The organism is Eubacterium ramulus (assembly GCF_003122485.1).
Lineage (GTDB): Bacteria > Bacillota > Clostridia > Lachnospirales > Lachnospiraceae > Eubacterium_I > Eubacterium_I ramulus_A.
Window position 1 is genome coordinate 1 of the sequence record NZ_JRFU01000009.1, and the last position, 18,999, is coordinate 18,999.

The 18,999-nt window shown below is 44.2% G+C and carries 16 protein-coding genes; 14 read left to right on the forward strand and 2 right to left on the reverse strand.

Annotated elements, in window-relative coordinates:
- Positions 1-151 precede the first annotated feature (151 nt).
- The 10 genes from ruvB to LG34_RS16570 all read left to right on the forward strand — a co-directional run bounded on the left by ruvB (position 152) and on the right by LG34_RS16570 (position 9,462).
- The gene (ruvB, locus tag LG34_RS00745) at positions 152-1,141 is read left to right on the forward strand and encodes a Holliday junction branch migration DNA helicase RuvB (RefSeq protein WP_109214413.1); all 990 of its coding nucleotides are present in this window, start codon (positions 152-154) and stop codon (positions 1,139-1,141) included.
- Between the two features lie 34 nt (positions 1,142-1,175).
- On the forward strand, positions 1,176-1,508 hold the full coding sequence (locus tag LG34_RS00750) for a cell division protein ZapA (protein ID WP_109214414.1): 333 nt from the start codon (positions 1,176-1,178) through the stop codon (positions 1,506-1,508).
- Positions 1,505-3,733: a peptidase U32 family protein gene (locus LG34_RS00755; RefSeq protein WP_109214415.1), complete on the forward strand. Its 2,229-nt coding sequence runs from the start codon at positions 1,505-1,507 to the stop codon at positions 3,731-3,733. The genes LG34_RS00750 and LG34_RS00755 overlap by 4 nt, the downstream gene beginning before the upstream one ends.
- A gap of 21 nt (positions 3,734-3,754) precedes the next feature.
- A complete protein-coding gene (locus LG34_RS00760; protein WP_109214416.1) occupies positions 3,755-5,260 on the forward strand; it encodes an FtsW/RodA/SpoVE family cell cycle protein in 1,506 nt (501 codons plus the stop codon).
- Positions 5,184-6,665 (forward strand): peptidoglycan D,D-transpeptidase FtsI family protein, encoded by a 1,482-nt coding sequence (locus tag LG34_RS00765; protein WP_243115602.1) that lies wholly within the window; start codon positions 5,184-5,186, stop codon positions 6,663-6,665. Before LG34_RS00760 ends, LG34_RS00765 begins: the two co-directional genes overlap by 77 nt.
- Positions 6,666-6,745: 80 nt before the next feature.
- Positions 6,746-7,198 (forward strand): NUDIX hydrolase, encoded by a 453-nt coding sequence (locus tag LG34_RS00770; protein ID WP_021739937.1) that lies wholly within the window; start codon positions 6,746-6,748, stop codon positions 7,196-7,198.
- A 114-nt stretch (positions 7,199-7,312) separates the two neighbouring features.
- On the forward strand, positions 7,313-7,657 hold the full coding sequence (locus LG34_RS00775; RefSeq protein ID WP_146190158.1) for a hypothetical protein: 345 nt from the start codon (positions 7,313-7,315) through the stop codon (positions 7,655-7,657).
- Positions 7,654-8,778, forward strand: coding sequence for a DUF2953 domain-containing protein (locus LG34_RS00780; protein WP_109214419.1), 1,125 nt, complete (start codon positions 7,654-7,656; stop codon positions 8,776-8,778). Before LG34_RS00775 ends, LG34_RS00780 begins: the two co-directional genes overlap by 4 nt.
- 16 nt (positions 8,779-8,794) lie before the next feature.
- Positions 8,795-9,235: a GerW family sporulation protein gene (locus tag LG34_RS00785; protein ID WP_109214420.1), complete on the forward strand. Its 441-nt coding sequence runs from the start codon at positions 8,795-8,797 to the stop codon at positions 9,233-9,235.
- 71 nt (positions 9,236-9,306) lie between these two features.
- Positions 9,307-9,462, forward strand: coding sequence for a hypothetical protein (locus tag LG34_RS16570; protein ID WP_177957333.1), 156 nt, complete (start codon positions 9,307-9,309; stop codon positions 9,460-9,462).
- Between the two features lie 169 nt (positions 9,463-9,631).
- On the opposite strand, the gene rpmB is transcribed toward LG34_RS16570, so the two are convergent.
- Positions 9,632-9,817, reverse strand: a complete 186-nt coding sequence (gene rpmB, locus LG34_RS00790) for a 50S ribosomal protein L28 (protein WP_109214421.1) — start codon at positions 9,815-9,817, stop codon at positions 9,632-9,634.
- Positions 9,818-10,101: 284 nt separating this feature from the next.
- Between rpmB and LG34_RS00795 the strand changes: the two genes are divergently transcribed.
- Genes LG34_RS00795 through recG form a run of 3 tightly spaced genes read left to right on the forward strand, consistent with a single transcriptional unit; the run spans position 10,102 to position 14,224 of the window.
- Complete coding sequence (locus LG34_RS00795) at positions 10,102-10,461, forward strand: Asp23/Gls24 family envelope stress response protein (protein WP_022036706.1); 360 nt, start codon at positions 10,102-10,104, stop codon at positions 10,459-10,461.
- Between the two features lie 13 nt (positions 10,462-10,474).
- Positions 10,475-12,157 (forward strand): DAK2 domain-containing protein, encoded by a 1,683-nt coding sequence (locus LG34_RS00800; protein ID WP_109214422.1) that lies wholly within the window; start codon positions 10,475-10,477, stop codon positions 12,155-12,157.
- A 9-nt stretch (positions 12,158-12,166) separates the two neighbouring features.
- The gene (recG, locus tag LG34_RS00805) at positions 12,167-14,224 is read left to right on the forward strand and encodes an ATP-dependent DNA helicase RecG (protein WP_109214423.1); all 2,058 of its coding nucleotides are present in this window, start codon (positions 12,167-12,169) and stop codon (positions 14,222-14,224) included.
- 148 nt (positions 14,225-14,372) lie between these two features.
- Here recG and LG34_RS00810 read toward each other — a convergent pair whose 3' ends face one another.
- A complete protein-coding gene (locus tag LG34_RS00810; protein WP_109214424.1) occupies positions 14,373-15,635 on the reverse strand; it encodes a chloride channel protein in 1,263 nt (420 codons plus the stop codon).
- 231 nt (positions 15,636-15,866) lie between these two features.
- Between LG34_RS00810 and LG34_RS00815 the strand changes: the two genes are divergently transcribed.
- Positions 15,867-18,995: a DUF5717 family protein gene (locus tag LG34_RS00815; protein WP_109214425.1), complete on the forward strand. Its 3,129-nt coding sequence runs from the start codon at positions 15,867-15,869 to the stop codon at positions 18,993-18,995.
- Positions 18,996-18,999 lie beyond the last annotated feature (4 nt).

Sequence of the window (18,999 nt, forward strand, 5' to 3'; positions counted from 1 at the left end):
TTGCATGACGCGCACCTCGCAACAAGAATGCCGGAGCATTCTTGAATAAGTTTCAAATATATTTGACTAAGAATCGTACAAGAAAGTATAGTTTTATAGAATAAAAAACAGTGGATATAAAATAATGTAGTGTATTGAAGCGAGGAAATTCATGGAAAAACGAGTGATTTCTACCCAGATTCAGGAAGAAGATCTGCAGACCGAAACCAGTCTGCGACCAATGTCTCTGGAGGAATATATCGGACAGGAAAAAATAAAAGGCACCCTGCGTGTCTATATCGAGGCGGCACGGCAGAGGCAGGAACCGTTAGATCATGTGTTGTTTTACGGACCGCCTGGACTTGGAAAGACAACACTTTCCGGTATCATTGCCAATGAGATGGGCGTACATATGAAGATCACTTCCGGACCGGCGATCGCAAAACCGGGAGAAATGGCATCGATTTTAAGTAATTTGCAGGAAAATGACATTTTATTTGTAGATGAGATCCATCGTCTGAACCGTCAGGTGGAAGAAGTGCTGTATCCGGCGATGGAAGATTATGCCATTGATATCATGATCGGAAAAGGGGCATCCGCCCGTTCCATCCGACTGGATCTGCCGAAGTTTACATTGGTGGGAGCAACTACCCGTGCAGGACTGTTATCAGCACCGTTGAGAGACCGTTTTGGGGTAATCCAGCATCTGGAATTTTATACGCCACAGGAATTGCAGACGATTATTGAACAATCGGCAAAAAAACTTGGTGTGGAGATCGAGCCAGAGGGTGCCGCAGAGCTGGCAAAACGTTCCAGAGGAACGCCACGTCTGGCAAACCGCCTGTTAAAACGTGTCCGTGATTTCGCACAGGTAAAATACGATGGGGTGATCACAGAAGAAGTAGCTTCTTTTGCCCTAGATCTGCTGGAAGTAGATCGCTGTGGTCTAGATAAGAATGACCGTTTGATTCTGTTAACCATTATTCAGAAGTTTGGTGGAGGACCAGTGGGACTTGAAACACTGGCGGCAGCGGTTGGAGAAGATTCCGGTACGATCGAAGATGTATACGAACCGTATCTGGTAAAAAATGGATTTTTAAACCGTACGCCAAAAGGACGTGTGGCGACCGCACTGGCAATCGAGCATTTTAAAGGAATCTAATACTGACTGTGAGTTAAAACAGAGGGAAAGAAACATGACAAAAAAATCAATGGTACAGGTGGCAATTGGTGGAAAAGTATTGACAATGGGCGGTGCGGATGATGAGACACACATCCAGCGTATCGCGTCCTGTGTCAACCATGTACTTCAGGAGTTTGAAGATAAGGATGAATATCGCTGTCTGCCGGCAGATCTGAAACCTGTACTAATTCATATTAATATTGCAGAAGAACTGATCAAAGCACAGGATCAGATTCAGCAGTTAGAGGAAGATCTGCGTCTGAAAGAGAACGAACTGGCAGAACTGCGACAGGAACTGGCAGAGACAGAAGTAAGACTTGAGAGACTGGAAGGACATCAGGAATGAGAAAACATGAATTATTATCCCCGGCGGGATCGCTGGAGATATGCAAAGCAGTGCTGAATGCCGGAGCGGATGCAGTTTATCTGGGCGGTGACAAATTCGGTGCCCGGGCATTTGCTAAAAATTTCACACAGAATGATATTCAGGAAGCTTTGGATTTTGCACATATGCGCGGAAAAAAAATATTTCTGACGGTCAATACACTGTTAAAAAATAAAGAAATTGAAACGGAGCTGTTTTCTTATCTGAAGCCGTTGTATGAGCATGGATTAGATGCAGTCATTGTGCAGGATTACGGTGTGTTTCAGTTTGTTCATAGAAACTTTCCGGAACTTGCACTACATGCAAGCACACAGATGTCAGTATCTAATGTGTCCGGGGCAAAGTTTCTGGTGGAACACGGCGCAGAGCGTATTGTAACTGCCCGTGAATTATCCCGGTCAGAGATTCGTCGAATCTATGATGAGACCGGAGTGGAGATTGAAAGTTTTATCCATGGTGCACTTTGTTACTGTTATTCCGGTCAGTGCCTGATGAGCAGTATGCTTGGCGGACGAAGCGGAAACCGCGGACGCTGCGCACAGCCTTGCCGTCTGGCCTATCAGGTAACCGATGAGCGTGGCAATTTGTTACATAAGAAAGAGAAATATCCGTTAAGTCCAAAAGACCTGTGTACGATCTCACAGCTTCCACAGTTATGTGAGAGCGGTATTTATTCCTTTAAGATAGAGGGACGTATGAAAAAGCTGGAATATGCGGCAGGTGTTACTTCTATTTACCGGAAATATCTGGACTTGTATGAATCATGTCCGGAACATTACCGGGTTGAGGATGCAGATATGGAGCGTCTGCTGGCATTTGGTAATCGAAATGGTTTTACGGCGGGTTACTATGATATGAGAAACGGTCGTTCCATGATGACACTGACAGATTCTTCCCACAGCAGCAACGAAGCGAAAGCGGCTTATCAGGCACCGGAAGAGACAAAAGTTCCGGTAGAATTAAAAGCTGTATTTCATGCCGGGGAACCAATGCAGTTAGAGGCAGCATTATCCGTGAACGACACAGAGGCAGAATCCCACAGTGATAAAAAAGTCTGTGTGACCGGTGAAATCCCGGGAACGGCACAGAATCGCCCACTGTCAAAGGATGAATTAAGAAAGAGACTTTCCAAAACAGGAGATACACCATTTTACGTACAGCATCTGGAAATCGATCTGGAGGATGGATTGTTTGTACCGGTGGGACAGATCAATGAGCTTCGCAGAAATGCGCTGGAACAGTTACAGGAAGCGGTACTTGGCAGCTGGCGAAGAAATGAAGTGGTGACACTGAAAAAGAGATCAACTGACGGAATGAGAATGAAGCAGAATGGAGCAATTGGCAGCGGTGATAAGCCAATGTTAAATGTATGGCTGACCGGTTCTGCTTTGCAGCATCTGGGAGCAGTTCTGGAAAATCAGACAATTGATATGGTTACGCTGGAAGGTTTTGCAAATCTGGAAGCAGCAGTAAAAGAGATCCATGCTGCCGGAAAACAGGCAGGTTATGCGTTCCCTTATGTGTTGCGGGAAAATTCGGAAGGATTATTGCGAAAACAGGGATCTGTGTTAAAACAGTTTGACCGCATCTGGGTACGAAGTTACGACGGCATAGGTTTTGCTAGGGAAGAGTTATATCTTCCGGCAGAAAAGCTTGCATTAGATGCAGGACTGTATGTATTTTCCAATGAGGCAGCCGTAGATTTTATGGCAGATGGATTCGCTGGTTATACTGCATCCATGGAGCTGAACCGGAAAGAACTGGATCATATGGAGAATAAACAGGCAGAGTTAATGCTTTACGGTTATGCACCGTTGATGATTTCGGCACAGTGTGTATACAAAAATTATGCGTCCTGTATCCGGGAGCAGAAAAAAGAATCTGGAAAGCAGTCGCAGCGGTTATATTTGAACGATCGTTATCAGAAGCAGTTTGAAGTGCAGCGGGACTGTACCCATTGCTACAATGTAATCTACAACAGCCAGCCAACGTATCTTTTACATCATGCGGATGAAATTAGCGGTTTGGATTTTGGCGCACATCGCATTGTTTTTCGCAATGAGTCAGCAAAGCAGATGCATGGGATTTTACAGCAATATGAAGATGCTTTCCGGTCAGGCAGGAAGATTCAGCCGCCGAAGGAAGGAACTTACACCAACGGTCATTTCCGCCGTGGCGTGGATTAGAAGAGAAGTTAAGGAGCAGATATGATACATTTGATCACAGAATTGTCCAAATATGTGATGATCATTCTTTTTGCAATCTATACCTGGTACAGTTATGTGGTACTGGTAATAAAAAATGAGGAACGGCAGAAACGGATGTACAAAGCGCAGACAACCTGCATGTTTTTGATCCATCTGGATGCCTTTATGGTATTGTTTGCGGTGACAAAGGATTTTAAAATACTGATCTTTTACGGTGCACAGGTGCTGTTTGTGCTGTTTTTATTCCTGATCTACCGGATCATATACAAGCGGGCAGCGCGTCTGGTTGTCAATCACATGTGCATGTTGTTACTAGTAGGATTTATTATCCTGACCAGACTCAATTTTGAAAATGCCATCCGTCAGTTTGAGATTGCAGTGGTGGCGGCGGTGGTATCAGCGTTTGTTCCGATTTTGGTAAGAAAATTAAAATTTTTACGAAAATTTACCTGGTTTTACTGTGCGGTCGGCGTAGTAGCACTTGGTATCGTTCTGGTGCTTGGAAAAATGAGCGGTGGTGCACATCTTTCTTTCACGGTAGCTGGTATTACGTTGCAACCGTCAGAATTTGTAAAAATTATATTTGTATTTTTCGTGGCATGTATGCTTTATGAAGCAACAGATTTTCGACAGGTGTGTATTACGACCGTTGCGGCAGCTGTCCATGTGGGAATCCTGGTACTGTCAACCGACCTGGGAGCGGCACTGATCTTTTTCCTGACCTATGTGGTAATGCTGTATGTGGCAACCCGGAAACCGGTTTACTTTTTTGGTGGACTGGGCGTAGGATGTCTGGCAGCACTGGCAGGTTCTAAGCTGTTTTCTCATGTACGGGTGCGAATCGAAGCATGGAAAGATCCTTTTGCCTCCATTCATGGCGGCGGATGGCAGGTGGCACAGGCATTGTTTGCCATTGGAACCGGCGGATGGTTTGGTATGGGACTGTATCAGGGAATGCCGGATAAGATTCCACTTGGATCATCAGATTTCGTGTTTGCGTCCATTTCTGAGGAACTGGGCGGTGCCTTTGCCGTGTGTATCGTGCTTGTTTGTTTTAGCTGCTTTTTGATGTTTTTGAATATTGCGATGCAGATCCGGGATCAGTTTTATAAGCTGATCGCACTGGGACTTGGCTGTGTGTACGGCGTGCAAGTGTTTTTGAACGTGGGCGGTGTCATCAAATTTATCCCGTCTACCGGTCTGACACTTCCGCTGGTCAGCTACGGAGGAAGTTCCATATTATGTACGATCATTATGTTTGCAATTATTCAGGGACTGTATATTATGAGACAGGATGAAGAAGGAGAATCGAATGAGCAGAAGAGTCGAGGACGAAAACAAAAGAGGGACTACAGCAAGAAGAAAGTCAACGGCGTCCGGTCACAGCAAAAGCCAAAGATCAAATCGGATCAGACAGGGTATCGAGGTCATGAATCTGGATCAGGCAGACCGCGAGGCGGCGCGTCCTCACGGTTCGATGAGGACGAGATCGAGGAAATCTGGTAAAACTGGCAGAAATCTGGAATTTCTGATCATTACCTATCTGTTTCTGACAATTTTTATCGGTATGATCGGATATTTTGTTTATTTCCAGCTGGTAAAAAGTGAGAGTATCATCAACAGCTCTTATAATTCCCGTCTGGATCTGTATGCAGAGCATGTGGTACGCGGAGATATTACGGCAGCAGATGGCACGGTACTTGCGAAAACGACTGTAAATGATGATGGCAGCGAGACCAGAGAATATCCATATGGAAGGATGTTCGCCCATGTGGTCGGTTATATGAATAATGGAAAAGGCGGTCTGGAGTCACAGTACAATTTCAACCTGCTTCGTTCCCATTCCTTTTTCCTGACACAGATTATCAATGATCTGAAAAATGAGAAAAATACCGGAGATACACTGGTGACAACTCTGGATTATGATGTTCAGAAGACGGCATATGATGCTTTGGGTGACCGGGACGGAGCTGTGGTTGTCATGGAGCCAAAGACAGGTAAAATCCTTGCCATGGTGTCAAAACCGGACTATGATCCGAACACGCTGGCAGATAAATGGGATGATATTGTGTCGGATAACAGCAGCAGTGTGTTGTTAAACCGTGTAACTTCCGGTCTGTATCCGCCGGGATCGACCTTTAAGATATTTACAACATTGGAATACGTGCATGAGAATCCAAACTATCAGGATTACAGTTTCAACTGTGAGGGAGAATTGAACGTGGATGGCAATGAAATTCACTGTTATCACAAATCCGTTCATGGTCAGGAGAACTTGAAGGATTCCTTTGCAAATTCCTGTAATACGTCCTTTTCCAATATTGGACTGTCTTTGAATATTACAAAATTTCAGGAATTGTGTAATGACATGCTTTTTAATCAGAAATTGCCGGGTACGCTTTCAGGAAGCAAGAGTAGCTTTACTCTGTCAAAGGATGCGGATAAAGGCAAGATTATGCAGACTTCCATCGGTCAGGGTGATACGCTGGTATCTCCACTTCATATGGTATTTGTAGCATCTGCCATTGCCAACAATGGAGTTGCCATGGAGCCTTATGTTGTGGATTATGTGGAAAATGACGGTGGTGTGCATGTGAAAAACTACAAAGAAAAAGAGTATGGTCAGCTGCTCTCTGAATCGGATGCAGCGCTTTTACAGGACTATATGCGCGGTGTTGTGGAAAATGGAACCGGAAAGGCATTAAATGGTCAGAGTTACACTGCCTATGGCAAAACCGGATCAGCAGAGTACAACAGTGCCGGTGACAGTCATGGATGGTTTGTCGGTTATGGAACAAAAGAAGGCTATAATGACATTGCCATTGCGGTAATTGTAGAGGATGGCGGTTCCGGAAGCCAGTCTGCCGTACCGGTGACAAAACAGATTTTTGACGTATATTTCAATAAATAAAAATGGGCGAGGTATTGCAAGTTAACTCCAAAAGGCGTATACTTAAAATCAGATTTGAGACCGCATCGGGAGGGCTTGCAATGATTGAAGCAACCAGCTGTGGCGGTGTGGTTATATTCCGTGGAAAGATTCTGTTGCTGTATAAAAATTATCGTAACAAATATGAAGGCTGGGTTTTGCCAAAGGGAACGGTAGAAGCCGGTGAGGAGTATAAGGATACTGCTGCAAGAGAAGTGAGAGAGGAGACTGGCGTAGATGCCTCTATCATAAAATATGTTGGAAAGAGCCAGTATACATTTACAGTTCCCGAAGATACTGTAGAAAAACAGGTACACTGGTACCTGATGATGGCTGACAGTTATTACAGTAAACCGCAGCGCGAAGAGTATTTTGTGGATTCCGGTTACTACAAATACCACGAGGCTTATCATCTGTTAAAATTTGCAAATGAGAAACAGATTCTGGAAAAAGCATACAATGAATATCTTGATTTGAAACGGAGTAATCTGTGGGGAACCAAGAAGTATTTCTAGAACCCGGAAGAGACAGAATTAGTAAAACGATCTTTACAAATGAGATGGTTTTATTAATTCTGTTTGCATATTAGCGAAAATATCAGACGAAAATAAAAATGAGGGATCTGATTTATGTTTTGGTACAAACACTTATATTTGGACAGGAAGTGTATGCGCCATACCAATCGGTTAAAATATAAGATTGAGCATGGAGCAGCGCATAAGGGGGTATATCTCATTCATCTTCCAGATCGTGCAGGTGCCGTTCTGGAGCTGATACCAAGTATTCTGTTACGGCAGAGCCGGTATCCACGGGAACAGTTGTGCATTATAGGCATGGCAGGTGACCGGGCGGGTGCCTTAGAGCTGATCCGGAAGATCGTGGATGAAGTATATCGGGAGCAACACAATTTTGATATTGCGTCCTATCTGCAGATCGACCGGAAAAATACTTCGGATGAGGGGACCGGCCTATGATGATTTTTTTACTTATATTGAAAATAATCGGTATCATACTGTGTGTGATATTGGGAGTTCTGGCAGTGATCCTGTTTGTCCCAGTTTTTTACGAGGCAGATGCCAATATCGATGAGATGGATTATAAAGTCCGGATCCACTGGTTGGCAAAGCTGATTCGCTTTGAGTTTCGGTGGAAAGAAAAGGCACATGCAGTGCTGAAGATCCTCTGGTTTGTGATAGATTTTACCGATCCGGAGGCAGTAGCCGCCAGAAAAGCAAAGAAAGAGGAAAAAGCCCGCAAAAAGCTGTTAAAGCAGCAGAAGAAAGAAGCAAAAGAGCGGGAAAAACAGACGCGTCAGAGACAGAAAGAGGCACAGCAGGAACAGGCAGACCGTGAAGCACGGGCACAGCAGAGAGAGGCATTTCGAAAACAGCAGGAAGAAGCTGGCAGCAGGGAAAATCAGTCTGAGAAGACGTTAGCTGAGGATGCCAGTGGAAATGATACGAAAACAGAAAAAATAGCAGACGTGGATGCCGGCAGGATTGAAGTGGAAACGAAAAATGTGGAAGCTATAAATGCAGATGAGAGTTTCCATAAAGAAACGTCTGTGGCACAGGATAAAGAGACTTATGAAAAAGCAGAACAGACGAAACCAGAGAATAATGTCCGGCAAGAGTCTGTTGAATCAGAAAAAGCAGAAGCGAATGAATCGAGAACATCTATTCTGGAAAAATTAAAATCCGCTCATGGAACAGCAGGATCCATTTTGGATAAAGTAAAAACGGTGTTGGCAGTTATCCGTTATTTGCGGGAACAGGAACTGATCTCAGCGGTTTGGGTAAAATTACAGGTGTTTTTGCTGCATATCCGTCCGCGAAAGCTAAGTGGTCATCTGAAGTTCGGATTATCGAATCCGGCAGACACTGGTCAGGTCCTTGGTGTGATTGCGATGGTTCCGTTGTTCTATCAGACAGAACTTCAAATCGAACCGGATTTTGAAGCAGAAGATAATTATATTCAGGGACAGGTATATGTGAAAGGGCATATTTGCTGTATCCATCTGGTGATCCTGATCATTCGGTTATTGCGGGATGAAAAGATCCGAACATTGATTCGTAGGATAAGAGAGAAAAATTAACAGGAGGTATTGGAAAATGGCAGAGAATAATAAAAATACATTTCAGACAACCGTAGAATCTCTGATGAAAGGAATGGATGGATTTGTATCATCTAAAACTGTAGTCGGGGAACCACTTCAGATGGGTGAGACCATCATCCTTCCACTGGTTGACGTATCCTTTGGTATGGGCGCCGGTGCATTTTGTGGGGAAAAGAAGAAAAACAGCGGTGGCGGTATCGGTGGAAAAATGTCTCCAAGCTCCGTACTTGTACTCCAGAACGGAAGCACCCGTCTGATCAGCGTAAAAAATCAGGATGGTATTTCCAAGCTGTTGGACATGATACCGGATTTTGTTGACAAATTTATGAAGAAGATGGATGAGAAAAAGAATCCGGAAGAGGCGGAAGCCAGAAAAGAGGCAAAAAAAGAAGCTGCTGAAGAGATGAAAGACATGCTCAATCTCAGTGAAGAATAGAACCTTCCCTGAGATTAAGCAGAGTCATAAAATCCCCCGCATTGTCATAAGATAGTGCAGGGGACTTTTTTATGTGTAACAGAACGACCAAACAACTGGCAGGTTTTATCCTGTTCTGGATTGGGATCGGCATGATCGTGATGCTGTTTATGCCAAATGATTTTGTTGGAATTTTAATTGCCAGTGGATTTATGCTGCTTGGCTATACATTATATTGTAAATCGTGAGAAATGCGTAAGTTATATGAATTGAGAAATCTGCTTTTCTTTCTAGTGCTCCAAGTGAAATAGGAATAAGGTGAATTGCATAAACAGAGCGAGAAAGAATAGTGGTTAGTTTGTCTGATAAACGCAAAAATGACTGGCAGATTTCTGCCAGTCACTTCAATGTTTTTTCTTATGCTCTTTCAACTTTGTTGGATCTCAGACAAGAAGCACAAACGTATAATGATTTATGAGAACCATTAACATTACATTTAACTTTCTTGATGTTTGATTTCCACATTCTATTAGATCTTCTATGAGAATGACTCACATTGTTTCCGAAATGAGCGCCTTTTCCACAAACACTGCACTTTGCCATGATTGCACCTCCTTGCGTTTACTAAGTTCGTATGTTCTGCGAACTCACAACAAATGTATTCTATCAGATGAATCCCGATAATGCAACAATTATTTTGAAAAAAATGAAAAAAATTCCGAAAACTTGATATATTTTTGATTTCACTATTCCTTTTTTATGAAAAAATGGGTATAATAAGGCATATATGAAAATATGGGTAAGACTGCATTTTGAAAGTAAGGGTATATTTTATGTATTCTGATGCAGAAACATTGCCTGAAAATAAGAAGCGTGGAGGAGCAAGTATGAGAGGTCAGTTTGAAAATTCTCTTGGAACGGTTAGTATAGATTCGGAAGTAGTAGCAACTTATGCCGGTTCTGTGGCCGTAGAATGTTTTGGTATTGTAGGAATGGCAGCTGTCAATATGAAAGATGGTCTTGTAAAATTGTTAAAAAAGGATTATCTTCATCATGGTATCTCTGTAAAGATTGAAGAGAATAACCGGATCACATTAGATTTCCATGTGATCGTATCATACGGTGTAAGTATTTCCACCGTATCAGATAATCTGATTTCCACAGTAAAATATAAAGTGGAAGAATTCACCGGCATGAAGATCGAGAAGATCAATATCTTCGTAGAAGGTGTCAGAGTCATTGATTAAGGAGGAATTGAGTGTGGATATACAGACAATAGATGCAGCGCTTCTGTCAAAAATGTTTTTAGCGGGAGCGAAGAATCTGGAAGCAAAGAAAGAGTGGATCAACGAGCTGAACGTGTTCCCGGTTCCGGATGGTGATACCGGTACAAATATGAGCATGACGATCATTTCCGCAGCTAAGGAAGTTGCTGCTGTGGAAAAACCGGTAATGAAAGATCTTGCAAAAGCAATTTCATCCGGTTCCCTGCGTGGAGCACGAGGAAACTCAGGTGTTATCCTGTCCCAGTTGTTCCGTGGATTTACAAAGACCATCAAGCATTATGATAAGATCGACAAAATCGTTCTTTGTGAGTCTTTCCAGAAAGCATGTGAGACTGCATACAAGGCAGTTATGAAACCAAAGGAAGGAACAATCCTTACCGTTGCCAAAGGTGCAGCTGAGAAGGCACTGGAGCTTTCCTGTGATGACAATTACAACATGGAGCAGTACATTGCCGCTATTATCGCAGAGGCAGAGCGTGTACTTGCCCTGACTCCGGAGATGCTTCCGGTATTAAAACAGGCAGGTGTTGTGGATTCTGGCGGACAGGGACTGGTAGAAGTTCTGAAAGGTGCACAGGATGCATTTCTTGGCAAAGAGATTGATTATACCATCGAAGCTGCTCCGGCATCTTCCGGTGTGGTTAAAATCTCCGCACAGACAGAAGCAGAGATTAAATTCGGTTACTGTACCGAGTTTATCATTGTATTAAATAAACCGCTGACCGAGGCAGAAGAGGACGAGTACCGTGCATTCTTACAGTCCATGGGTGATTCCATTGTACTGGTGGCAGACGAGGAGATCGTTAAAACACACGTACATACCAATGATCCGGGACTGGTATTACAGAAAGCACTGACTTTTGGTTCCTTAAGCCGTATCAAGATCGACAACATGCGCGAAGAACATCAGGAAAAACTGATCAAAGACGCAGAGAAACTTGCAAAAGAGCAGGAAAAAGAAGCAGAAGAGAAAGCAAAAGCAGCCGCAGGTCCGAAAAAAGACATGGGATTTATTGCAGTTTCCATCGGTGAGGGTGTCAACGAAGTATTTAACGGACTTGGCGTGGACTATCTGATCGAAGGTGGACAGACTATGAACCCAAGTACAGAGGATATGTTAAATGCCATTGATCATGTCAATGCAGATCATATCTTCATCTTTCCGAACAATAAAAATATCGTGCTGGCAGCAAATCAGGCAGCATCTCTGGTAGAGGATAAAGATATTATTGTCATCCCGACAAAGACCATCCCGCAGGGTATTTCCGCAATGATCAACTTCATTCCGGAGCAGTCCCCGGAGGAAAATAAAGACAACATGCTGGAAGCAATCGCAGCTGTAAAAACCGGACAGGTTACTTACGCAGTCCGCGATACCATCATTGATGACAAAGAGATCAAAGAGGGCGACTACATGGGAATCGGTGATTCCTCCATCCTTTCTGTCGGTGCAGACCGTGAGGATGTTACCAAAGATATGGTAGCCCAGATGATCGATGAGGAGTCTTCCTTCATCTGCATTTATTATGGAGAGGAAGTACTTCCGGAAGCTGTCAATGCATTACAGAAATACTTTGAGGAGACTTATCCGGATTGCGAAGTAGAAGTACAGTTCGGTGGTCAGCCGATCTACTATTATGTTATTTCTGTAGAGTAAGGAGTTCGTATGAATCTTAATTCCCCTGTTCGTGAAATCAAAGGGATCGGGGCGAAAACAGAACAGTTATTTCAACAGTTAGGAGTATACACCATTGGTGATATACTCCTATATTTTCCCCGTGATTATGAAAAATATCCGGATCTGTGTGACGTAGATCAGGTGGTGGAGGGCAGAAAAAATGCTTTGTATGTGTGTGTGAAAAAGACACCCACCGTCAATACCCATTCCCGCCAGCAGGTGGCTTTGCTGGATCTGAAAGGCGAGAATCGGACCCTGCGTCTGATCTGGTTTCGCAGTCCTTATATCCGATCACTGATCCGTCCCGGCGGATGGTACGTTTTTTATGGAAAAGTCAACCAGAAAGATGATCGGCTTACCATGGAGCAGCCCCAGATGTTCAGTTTGGGACAGTATGAGGCGTTGCAAAAGACATTGCAGCCACACTATAGTTTGACCAAAGGTGTCACTAATAATTTAATTGTAAAAACAGTGCATGCAGCCATGGAAGAGATTCCCTTGGAAATGGAATATTTACCAGAGGATATCCGCATCCGCAATCATCTAAGCGAGTACAACTTTGCCTTAAAAAACATGCATTTTCCGGAAAACGAAGAAAACTGTATCATTGCCAGAAACCGTTTTGTGTTTGATGAGTTTTTCTTCTTTTTGCTCAGTATGCAGTTGTCAAAAGAGAATACCCAGAAGCTGAAAAATGAGTTTACTTTCGCAGAGGATTCCTTTGTGGAAGATCTGATGAACGGTCTGCCTTATGAGCTGACCGGCGCACAGAAGCGTGCAGTAGCACAGATTCGCTCTGACTTGCGGGAACCGTGTATCATGCAGCGATTAGTACAGGGCGATGTTGGCTCCGGTAAGACCATCGTCGCTTTTCTGGCAATGCTGGAAGTGGCGCACAATGGTTATCAAGCGGCGATTATGGCGCCTACGGAAGTATTGGCGCAGCAGCATTATGAAAAACTGACACAGTTTCTGGAAGTGAACGGCATTGATATCCCGGTTGTGTTATTGACTGGTTCCATGGGCGTGAAAGCCCGCCGCGCAGCGTATGCAGTATTAGAGTCGGATCAGCCGGCTTTGGTCGTGGGAACTCACGCGTTGATTCAGGAAAAAGTACAGTATCGGAATCTGGCACTGGTTATTACCGATGAGCAGCACCGTTTCGGTGTAAAGCAGAGAGAGACTTTTTCTTTAAAAGGTTCGCATCCGCATATTCTAGTTATGAGCGCGACGCCGATTCCACGAACATTGGCTATTATTTTATATGGTGATCTGGATATTTCCGTGATCGATGAAGTTCCGGCGAAGCGGCTGCCGATCAAAAACTGTGTGGTGAATACGTCCTATCGCAAGACAGCATATAAATTTATGGAAAAAGAGATCCGTGCCGGACATCAGGTGTATGTCATTTGTCCGCTGGTAGAAGAAAGTGAACTGGCAGAAGGCGAAAACGTGCTGGATTATGCGGCGCAGCTTCAGCAGATTTTTCCATCCGATATCAAAGTTGGTATGCTGCACGGAAAAATGAAACCGGATGAGAAAAATGCTGTCATGCAGGAATTTCAGGAAAACAAAATCCAGATTCTGGTATCCACAACGGTAGTGGAAGTTGGCGTGGATGTGCCAAATGCTACCGTTATGATGATTGAAAATGCAGAACGGTTTGGCTTGGCTCAGCTTCATCAGCTGCGCGGTCGTGTCGGTCGTGGTGATGCGCAGTCATATTGTATTTTGATGCAAGGCAAAGAGCAGCAGACAAAAAACAAACGTCTGGAGATCTTGAATAAATCAAATGACGGTTTCTTTATCGCCGGTGAAGATCTGAAACTGCGTGGACCGGGTGATTTCTTTGGTATTCGCCAGAGTGGAGATTATCAGTTCCAATTAGCAGATGTATTTCAGGATGCAGACGTGCTGAGTAAGGCATCTTACGAGGTATCGGTGTTGATGAAGGAAGATCCACATCTGGAGAAGGAAGAACATCAGAGACTGCTGGTACGGTTGCGGCAGTATGCCGGAGATCAGTTTTCTTTGTTAAATTTGTAAAAAACGCAAATGGTTAAAAAAATGACGATCCAAATGATGTTTTGTATTATGGAATTGCATTCTGTAAGGAAAATGTAAAGCAGTTATAGAAAAAGGTATGTGAAAAAAGCCGGTGGGAGCAGGTGCGCTTCCATCGGCTTTTTTTGTCTTAATGTGTTTTTCGGTTAATATATTCTGTCTTATACTTAGAATAAATAATTTTCTGACTACTATACAGTCCATAATATCCGGACAACATATAACTCAGCGCGATCGCAATCAGAAAATACGGCATTCCCTCAAATCCAAACAGCTCAAAACAGATCAGCAGGGAAGTGATGGGACTGTTGGTAACTCCACAGAATACCGCGCCCATGCCAACAGCGGCACACAGCGGAATGGAACATCCCGTAACGGTTGCAAAAAAGGTTCCGAAGGTTGCTCCGATAAAGAGAGTAGGGACGATCTCACCGCCTTTGTAACCGGCGCCGAGCGTGGCACCAGTAAAGAGCATTTTCAATAGGAAAGCCAGTGGAAAGACCGGTTTTCCTTCCATGCAGCTGGCAATAATGCTCATACCGGTGCCGTTATAGGTCTGATCACCCACCAACAGCGTCAGTGCAATGACGATGCATCCGCCAATAATTACCCGCAGATATGGATTTTTAAAAAATCGTTTATACAGACGTTCTGCATTGTGCAGGATCGTACAAAATAAGATGCTGACCACCGCGCATAACACAGCAAATACACCGATGATCAGAGCGGTTTTCGGTGCAAATGCCGGAATAGAACTGATCGGAAAGATTTCCGGTGTAATGCCACAGACGGCTGCCACACCGTGAGCGGTCAGTGATGCGATGACACATGGCAGCAGTGCGGAATAATGCATAATGCCGACACTGACCACTTCCATGGAAAAGATCGCAGCAGCCAGCGGTGTGCCAAACAATGCGGAGAAAGCAGCACTCATACCACACATGATCATAATGTGCTGGTCTTTTTCATCAAAGTGAAAAAGTTTTCCAAGGGAATTTCCAATACTTCCGCCAAGCTGCAGGGCAGCACCCTCACGACCGGCGGAACCGCCGAATAAATGTGTCAGCAGGGTGGCAATAAAGATTAACGGTGCCATGCGCAGTGGGATATTTTCGTTGGAGTGGATGGCGGACAGTACCAGATTGGTTCCCGTGTCCTTTTCGTCATGTAACAGCTGGTACAATCCCACGATGGCGGCACCTGCTCCCGGCAGCAGAAAGATCAGCCATGGATGCTGTAATCTTGTGCGTGTGACAAATTGCATTCCATAGTAAAAAGCAGTTCCGACAAATCCCAGTATAATTCCGCTCAGAACTGCAAAGATGACGTCACGGAGTGATGTGACCAGATGCGAACCGCCTCTTTTTAGTACATTTCTATATGATTCAAACATAACTTTATCTCCCGTTATAAAAACTTGCTGTTTCTTATTTTTTCCTTATTTGCCTGAAAAATCTGCTTGGAAAAATGTTACATGTAAATAGTTGTTTTTCCCGAACAGAAAGCACATTTTCTTATTTCCTTGACATTGCAAGAAAATCTAAAATGTTTTATACTTTATTATTATAGAGAAATCGGGAAAAAAAGCAATGAAAAACAAATTCCCGGGAAGCAGGTTGTACGAATGAAAAGAAAATTGCAGGATATCATACAGGAAAAATTTACATATGAGGATACACACCTGCTGTTGCCGGATATGGATCTGAATTTTACAGCGATTGAGAGTGAACCCTTTGAGGGAACGTTTTCTTTTCACAGCAGTAATGAACATCCGATCCGCGGAATTGTCAGTTGCGAGCACCCATGTGTCACCTGTCTGGATACCGAATTTAACGGGACAGATATCCAGATCCGGTTCCGGTATGCCGACAGTCAGCAGACGGAAGGAATGACAGATCAGGGTGTGTTTGTGATCACCAGCAATGTGGGTGAGTATCTGCTGCCATTTCGGGCAAATGTTACCCGCCGTTATCTGATGTCTTCCATTGGAAAAATTAAGACACTGAATGATTTTACGAATCTGTGCAAACTGAGCTGGAAAGAAGCGCTGCAGATTTTTAAATCCCAGTATTTTTGCAATATTTTACATCATGACAGCGGATTCCAGAAGCTGCTTTACCGTGGCTTGACAGAGCATGCCTGCGGTGCCGCACAGATGGAGGAGTTTCTGATCGGGTGTGGAAAAAAGGAGCGGAATCATCTGATCATCAGCCGTCCGGAACGCGGCTATAAAGTGTCGAAGGGTTCGATTTTGCCACAGTCAGATCTGCTGGATGTGGAAAAAAGCACCTGGGGTTATATCCATGTGGAGATCTCCTGTGATGCGCCGTTTGTCCGGTTGGAGAAGAAACAGCTGCGTTATTATGATTTTGTCGGAAAACATGCGGAAGTTCAGTATCACATTATGCCGGGATTGCTTCATGGGGGCAAAAATTATGCGAAGATCCGGATTCAGACACCATTCCAGACAGAGACGATTAAAATTACAGTTACCGTATTAAAGGAACGTTCTGTGAAGAAGTCTGCCCATTGGGAAAATCGCTACATTCACAGTCAGATGGAGAAATATTATCTGGATTACCGCAGGGAGGAGATGACAAAGGAACTTTGGATGCAGGAGATGGAAGTGCTGCTAAAACGTGCCATCAGTCTGGATCCAGAAAACGAATGGCTTCCTTTGTATCGTATTTTTGTTCTCCTGACCGGAGGGGACAAACTGGGGGCAGAAGCAATTTCGGAAAAACTGCCGAAAAATATTCAGAATCAGCGGACACCGTTAGGAGCATTTTATCTGTATCTGACCACCATTGGGGAGACACCGGCTTACAGCCGGGAAGTGACCAGAAGGGTGAAAGAGATTTATCTGAAATATCCGTCACATCCGGTACTGGTGTGGGTGTTATTGCACATTGATGAAGTGCTGCTTCGCAATCCGGAGCGAAAATATCAATGGATTCGCAAATATATGTTAAAAGGAAATATCAGTCCGATTTTTTATGAGGAAGCAACCTGCCTGCTGGAAAATCATCCGGAAATGCTGCATGAGGTGGATGTATTTGAACGAAGACTGCTGATCTGGATGATGAAGCACAATCGGTTGTCACCGCGTATCATTGACCGCTTGGTTCCTATGGCACAGTTGCAGAAGACCTTCGATCCGGTTTATTTTCGCGTATTATGCCGCTGTTACCGTCAGGGTTCGGAGACAACGGTGATCAAAAATATCTGTATCTATCTGATCAAATGCAATCGGTATGGTACGGTTTATTTCCCATGGTTTCAGCGGGGTATCAGCCGTCATTTGAAGATTGCGGGACTGTATGAGGCATATATGCTTTCCTGGACGAAGGCAAACGGCGCACTGCCGGAGGAGATTTTGCACTATTTTGTCAGAAGTAAAGCACTTCCGGCGAAACGGCGGGCAATGCTTTATGCTTATGTGGTGCGCAATAAAGAACGGATCGGTAAGATCTGGCAGTCATATCAGCCGGTGATCCGGGAATTTGCCTCTCAGGAATTGAAAAAAGAACATATGAGCGAAGATCTGGCTGTAATTTATGAAGATATGAAACAACAGCTGACAGATGGTGCATGGAAGTACATGCGTAAATCCGCGGATGATGCATATCGGATCCGGGTGCCGAATCCGGACATGACAGAACTTTGGGCGCTTCAGGCGGATTCCGACCAGATACAGAAAGTGGCATTGTATGAACGGAGTGCCTATGTTTACTTGCATTCGAAACCGTTTGCTATTTTGTATGCGGATCAGGCAGGAAATGTGTATACTGCCGGAAAACAGTTTCATTTGAAAAAAATGCTCTCCGGAGCGCATGTTTATCAGAAAGATCAGATAGAATCGGAGCAGCACCCGGACAATTCAGAGATTTCAAATGATGTGGATCTGGCAGAACAGATCAAAACATTTGATGCGCCGATGACAGTGATGCAGCGGAGAATTACTGCTGCCAGAGAAGAAGGCATGGACACAGCAGATGCAGAAGAAAAGCTGCTGGTTTATATGCTGTTTACCGGAAATTTCCTGCCGGGACACGAACAGTTGTTTGAACGCATCGTTGCACGAAAAGGAGAGCCATTGCTTTTGCAGGCATATATGACATGGTTTTCTTATCAGTATCTGTTGGGAACGGCAGAACTTCCGGCACAGGTACAAAAATGTTTGCTGGAAGAATTTTCGGCAGGAAGAATGCATCAGCGCTGCTGCCAGGCGGCATTTTTAAAACGGTGTGTGAAAACTGTAACAGACGACAAGGAAGAAGAAATGCGTCATACAGAAGAAGTGCTGGCAACAAAACTGCTGGAGCATTTTCTGTTAAAAGGCATTTATTTTCCGTTTTATCAGGAGCTTCCGGCCAAATTGCAGCGAAAGTATCTGCTGTTTGGTGAAAATGTGATTTCCTGTGTGGCACAGCCGGAGCAGGTGCTGCATGTGATGATTTACAATGAAAGGCATGAAAAAGTACAGTCCGTTGGAATGCAGGAAATATTACCGGGATTGTATACCTGTGTGCTGCATACCTTTTTTGAAAAGGAAATGCAGTATGAGGCAGTGACAGGAAGTGGAGAGGTGCTGGAGAGCGGCACGCTGGAAGCAAAACCGGGATCCGAATATGAAGAGACACGATATGGTCGGCTTGCAGCATGGATGGAGAAGAAAGACAGGCAGTCTGCTTATGAATATGCAGAACTGACCGATCTGGCAGATGCTTTGTTTCTGCCGATAGAGGAGTAAGAGC

Bases quoted from the DNA above. Each gene is read 5' to 3' on its own strand.
- LG34_RS00775 (WP_146190158.1), top strand. From the start codon at position 7,313: ATGTTTTGGTACAAACACTTATATTTGGACAGGAAGTGTATGCGCCAT.
- LG34_RS00755 (WP_109214415.1), top strand. From the start codon at position 1,505: ATGAGAAAACATGAATTATTATCCCCGGCGGGATCGCTGGAGATATGC.
- recG (WP_109214423.1), top strand. From the start codon at position 12,167: ATGAATCTTAATTCCCCTGTTCGTGAAATCAAAGGGATCGGGGCGAAA.
- LG34_RS00815 (WP_109214425.1), top strand. From the start codon at position 15,867: ATGAAAAGAAAATTGCAGGATATCATACAGGAAAAATTTACATATGAG.
- LG34_RS00765 (WP_243115602.1), top strand. From the start codon at position 5,184: ATGAATCTGGATCAGGCAGACCGCGAGGCGGCGCGTCCTCACGGTTCG.
- LG34_RS00810 (WP_109214424.1), bottom strand. From the start codon at position 15,635: ATGTTTGAATCATATAGAAATGTACTAAAAAGAGGCGGTTCGCATCTG.
- LG34_RS00780 (WP_109214419.1), top strand. From the start codon at position 7,654: ATGATGATTTTTTTACTTATATTGAAAATAATCGGTATCATACTGTGT.
- LG34_RS00760 (WP_109214416.1), top strand. From the start codon at position 3,755: ATGATACATTTGATCACAGAATTGTCCAAATATGTGATGATCATTCTT.
- LG34_RS00770 (WP_021739937.1), top strand. From the start codon at position 6,746: ATGATTGAAGCAACCAGCTGTGGCGGTGTGGTTATATTCCGTGGAAAG.
- LG34_RS00785 (WP_109214420.1), top strand. From the start codon at position 8,795: ATGGCAGAGAATAATAAAAATACATTTCAGACAACCGTAGAATCTCTG.
- rpmB (WP_109214421.1), bottom strand. From the start codon at position 9,817: ATGGCAAAGTGCAGTGTTTGTGGAAAAGGCGCTCATTTCGGAAACAAT.
- LG34_RS16570 (WP_177957333.1), top strand. From the start codon at position 9,307: ATGTGTAACAGAACGACCAAACAACTGGCAGGTTTTATCCTGTTCTGG.
- LG34_RS00795 (WP_022036706.1), top strand. From the start codon at position 10,102: ATGAGAGGTCAGTTTGAAAATTCTCTTGGAACGGTTAGTATAGATTCG.
- ruvB (WP_109214413.1), top strand. From the start codon at position 152: ATGGAAAAACGAGTGATTTCTACCCAGATTCAGGAAGAAGATCTGCAG.
- LG34_RS00750 (WP_109214414.1), top strand. From the start codon at position 1,176: ATGACAAAAAAATCAATGGTACAGGTGGCAATTGGTGGAAAAGTATTG.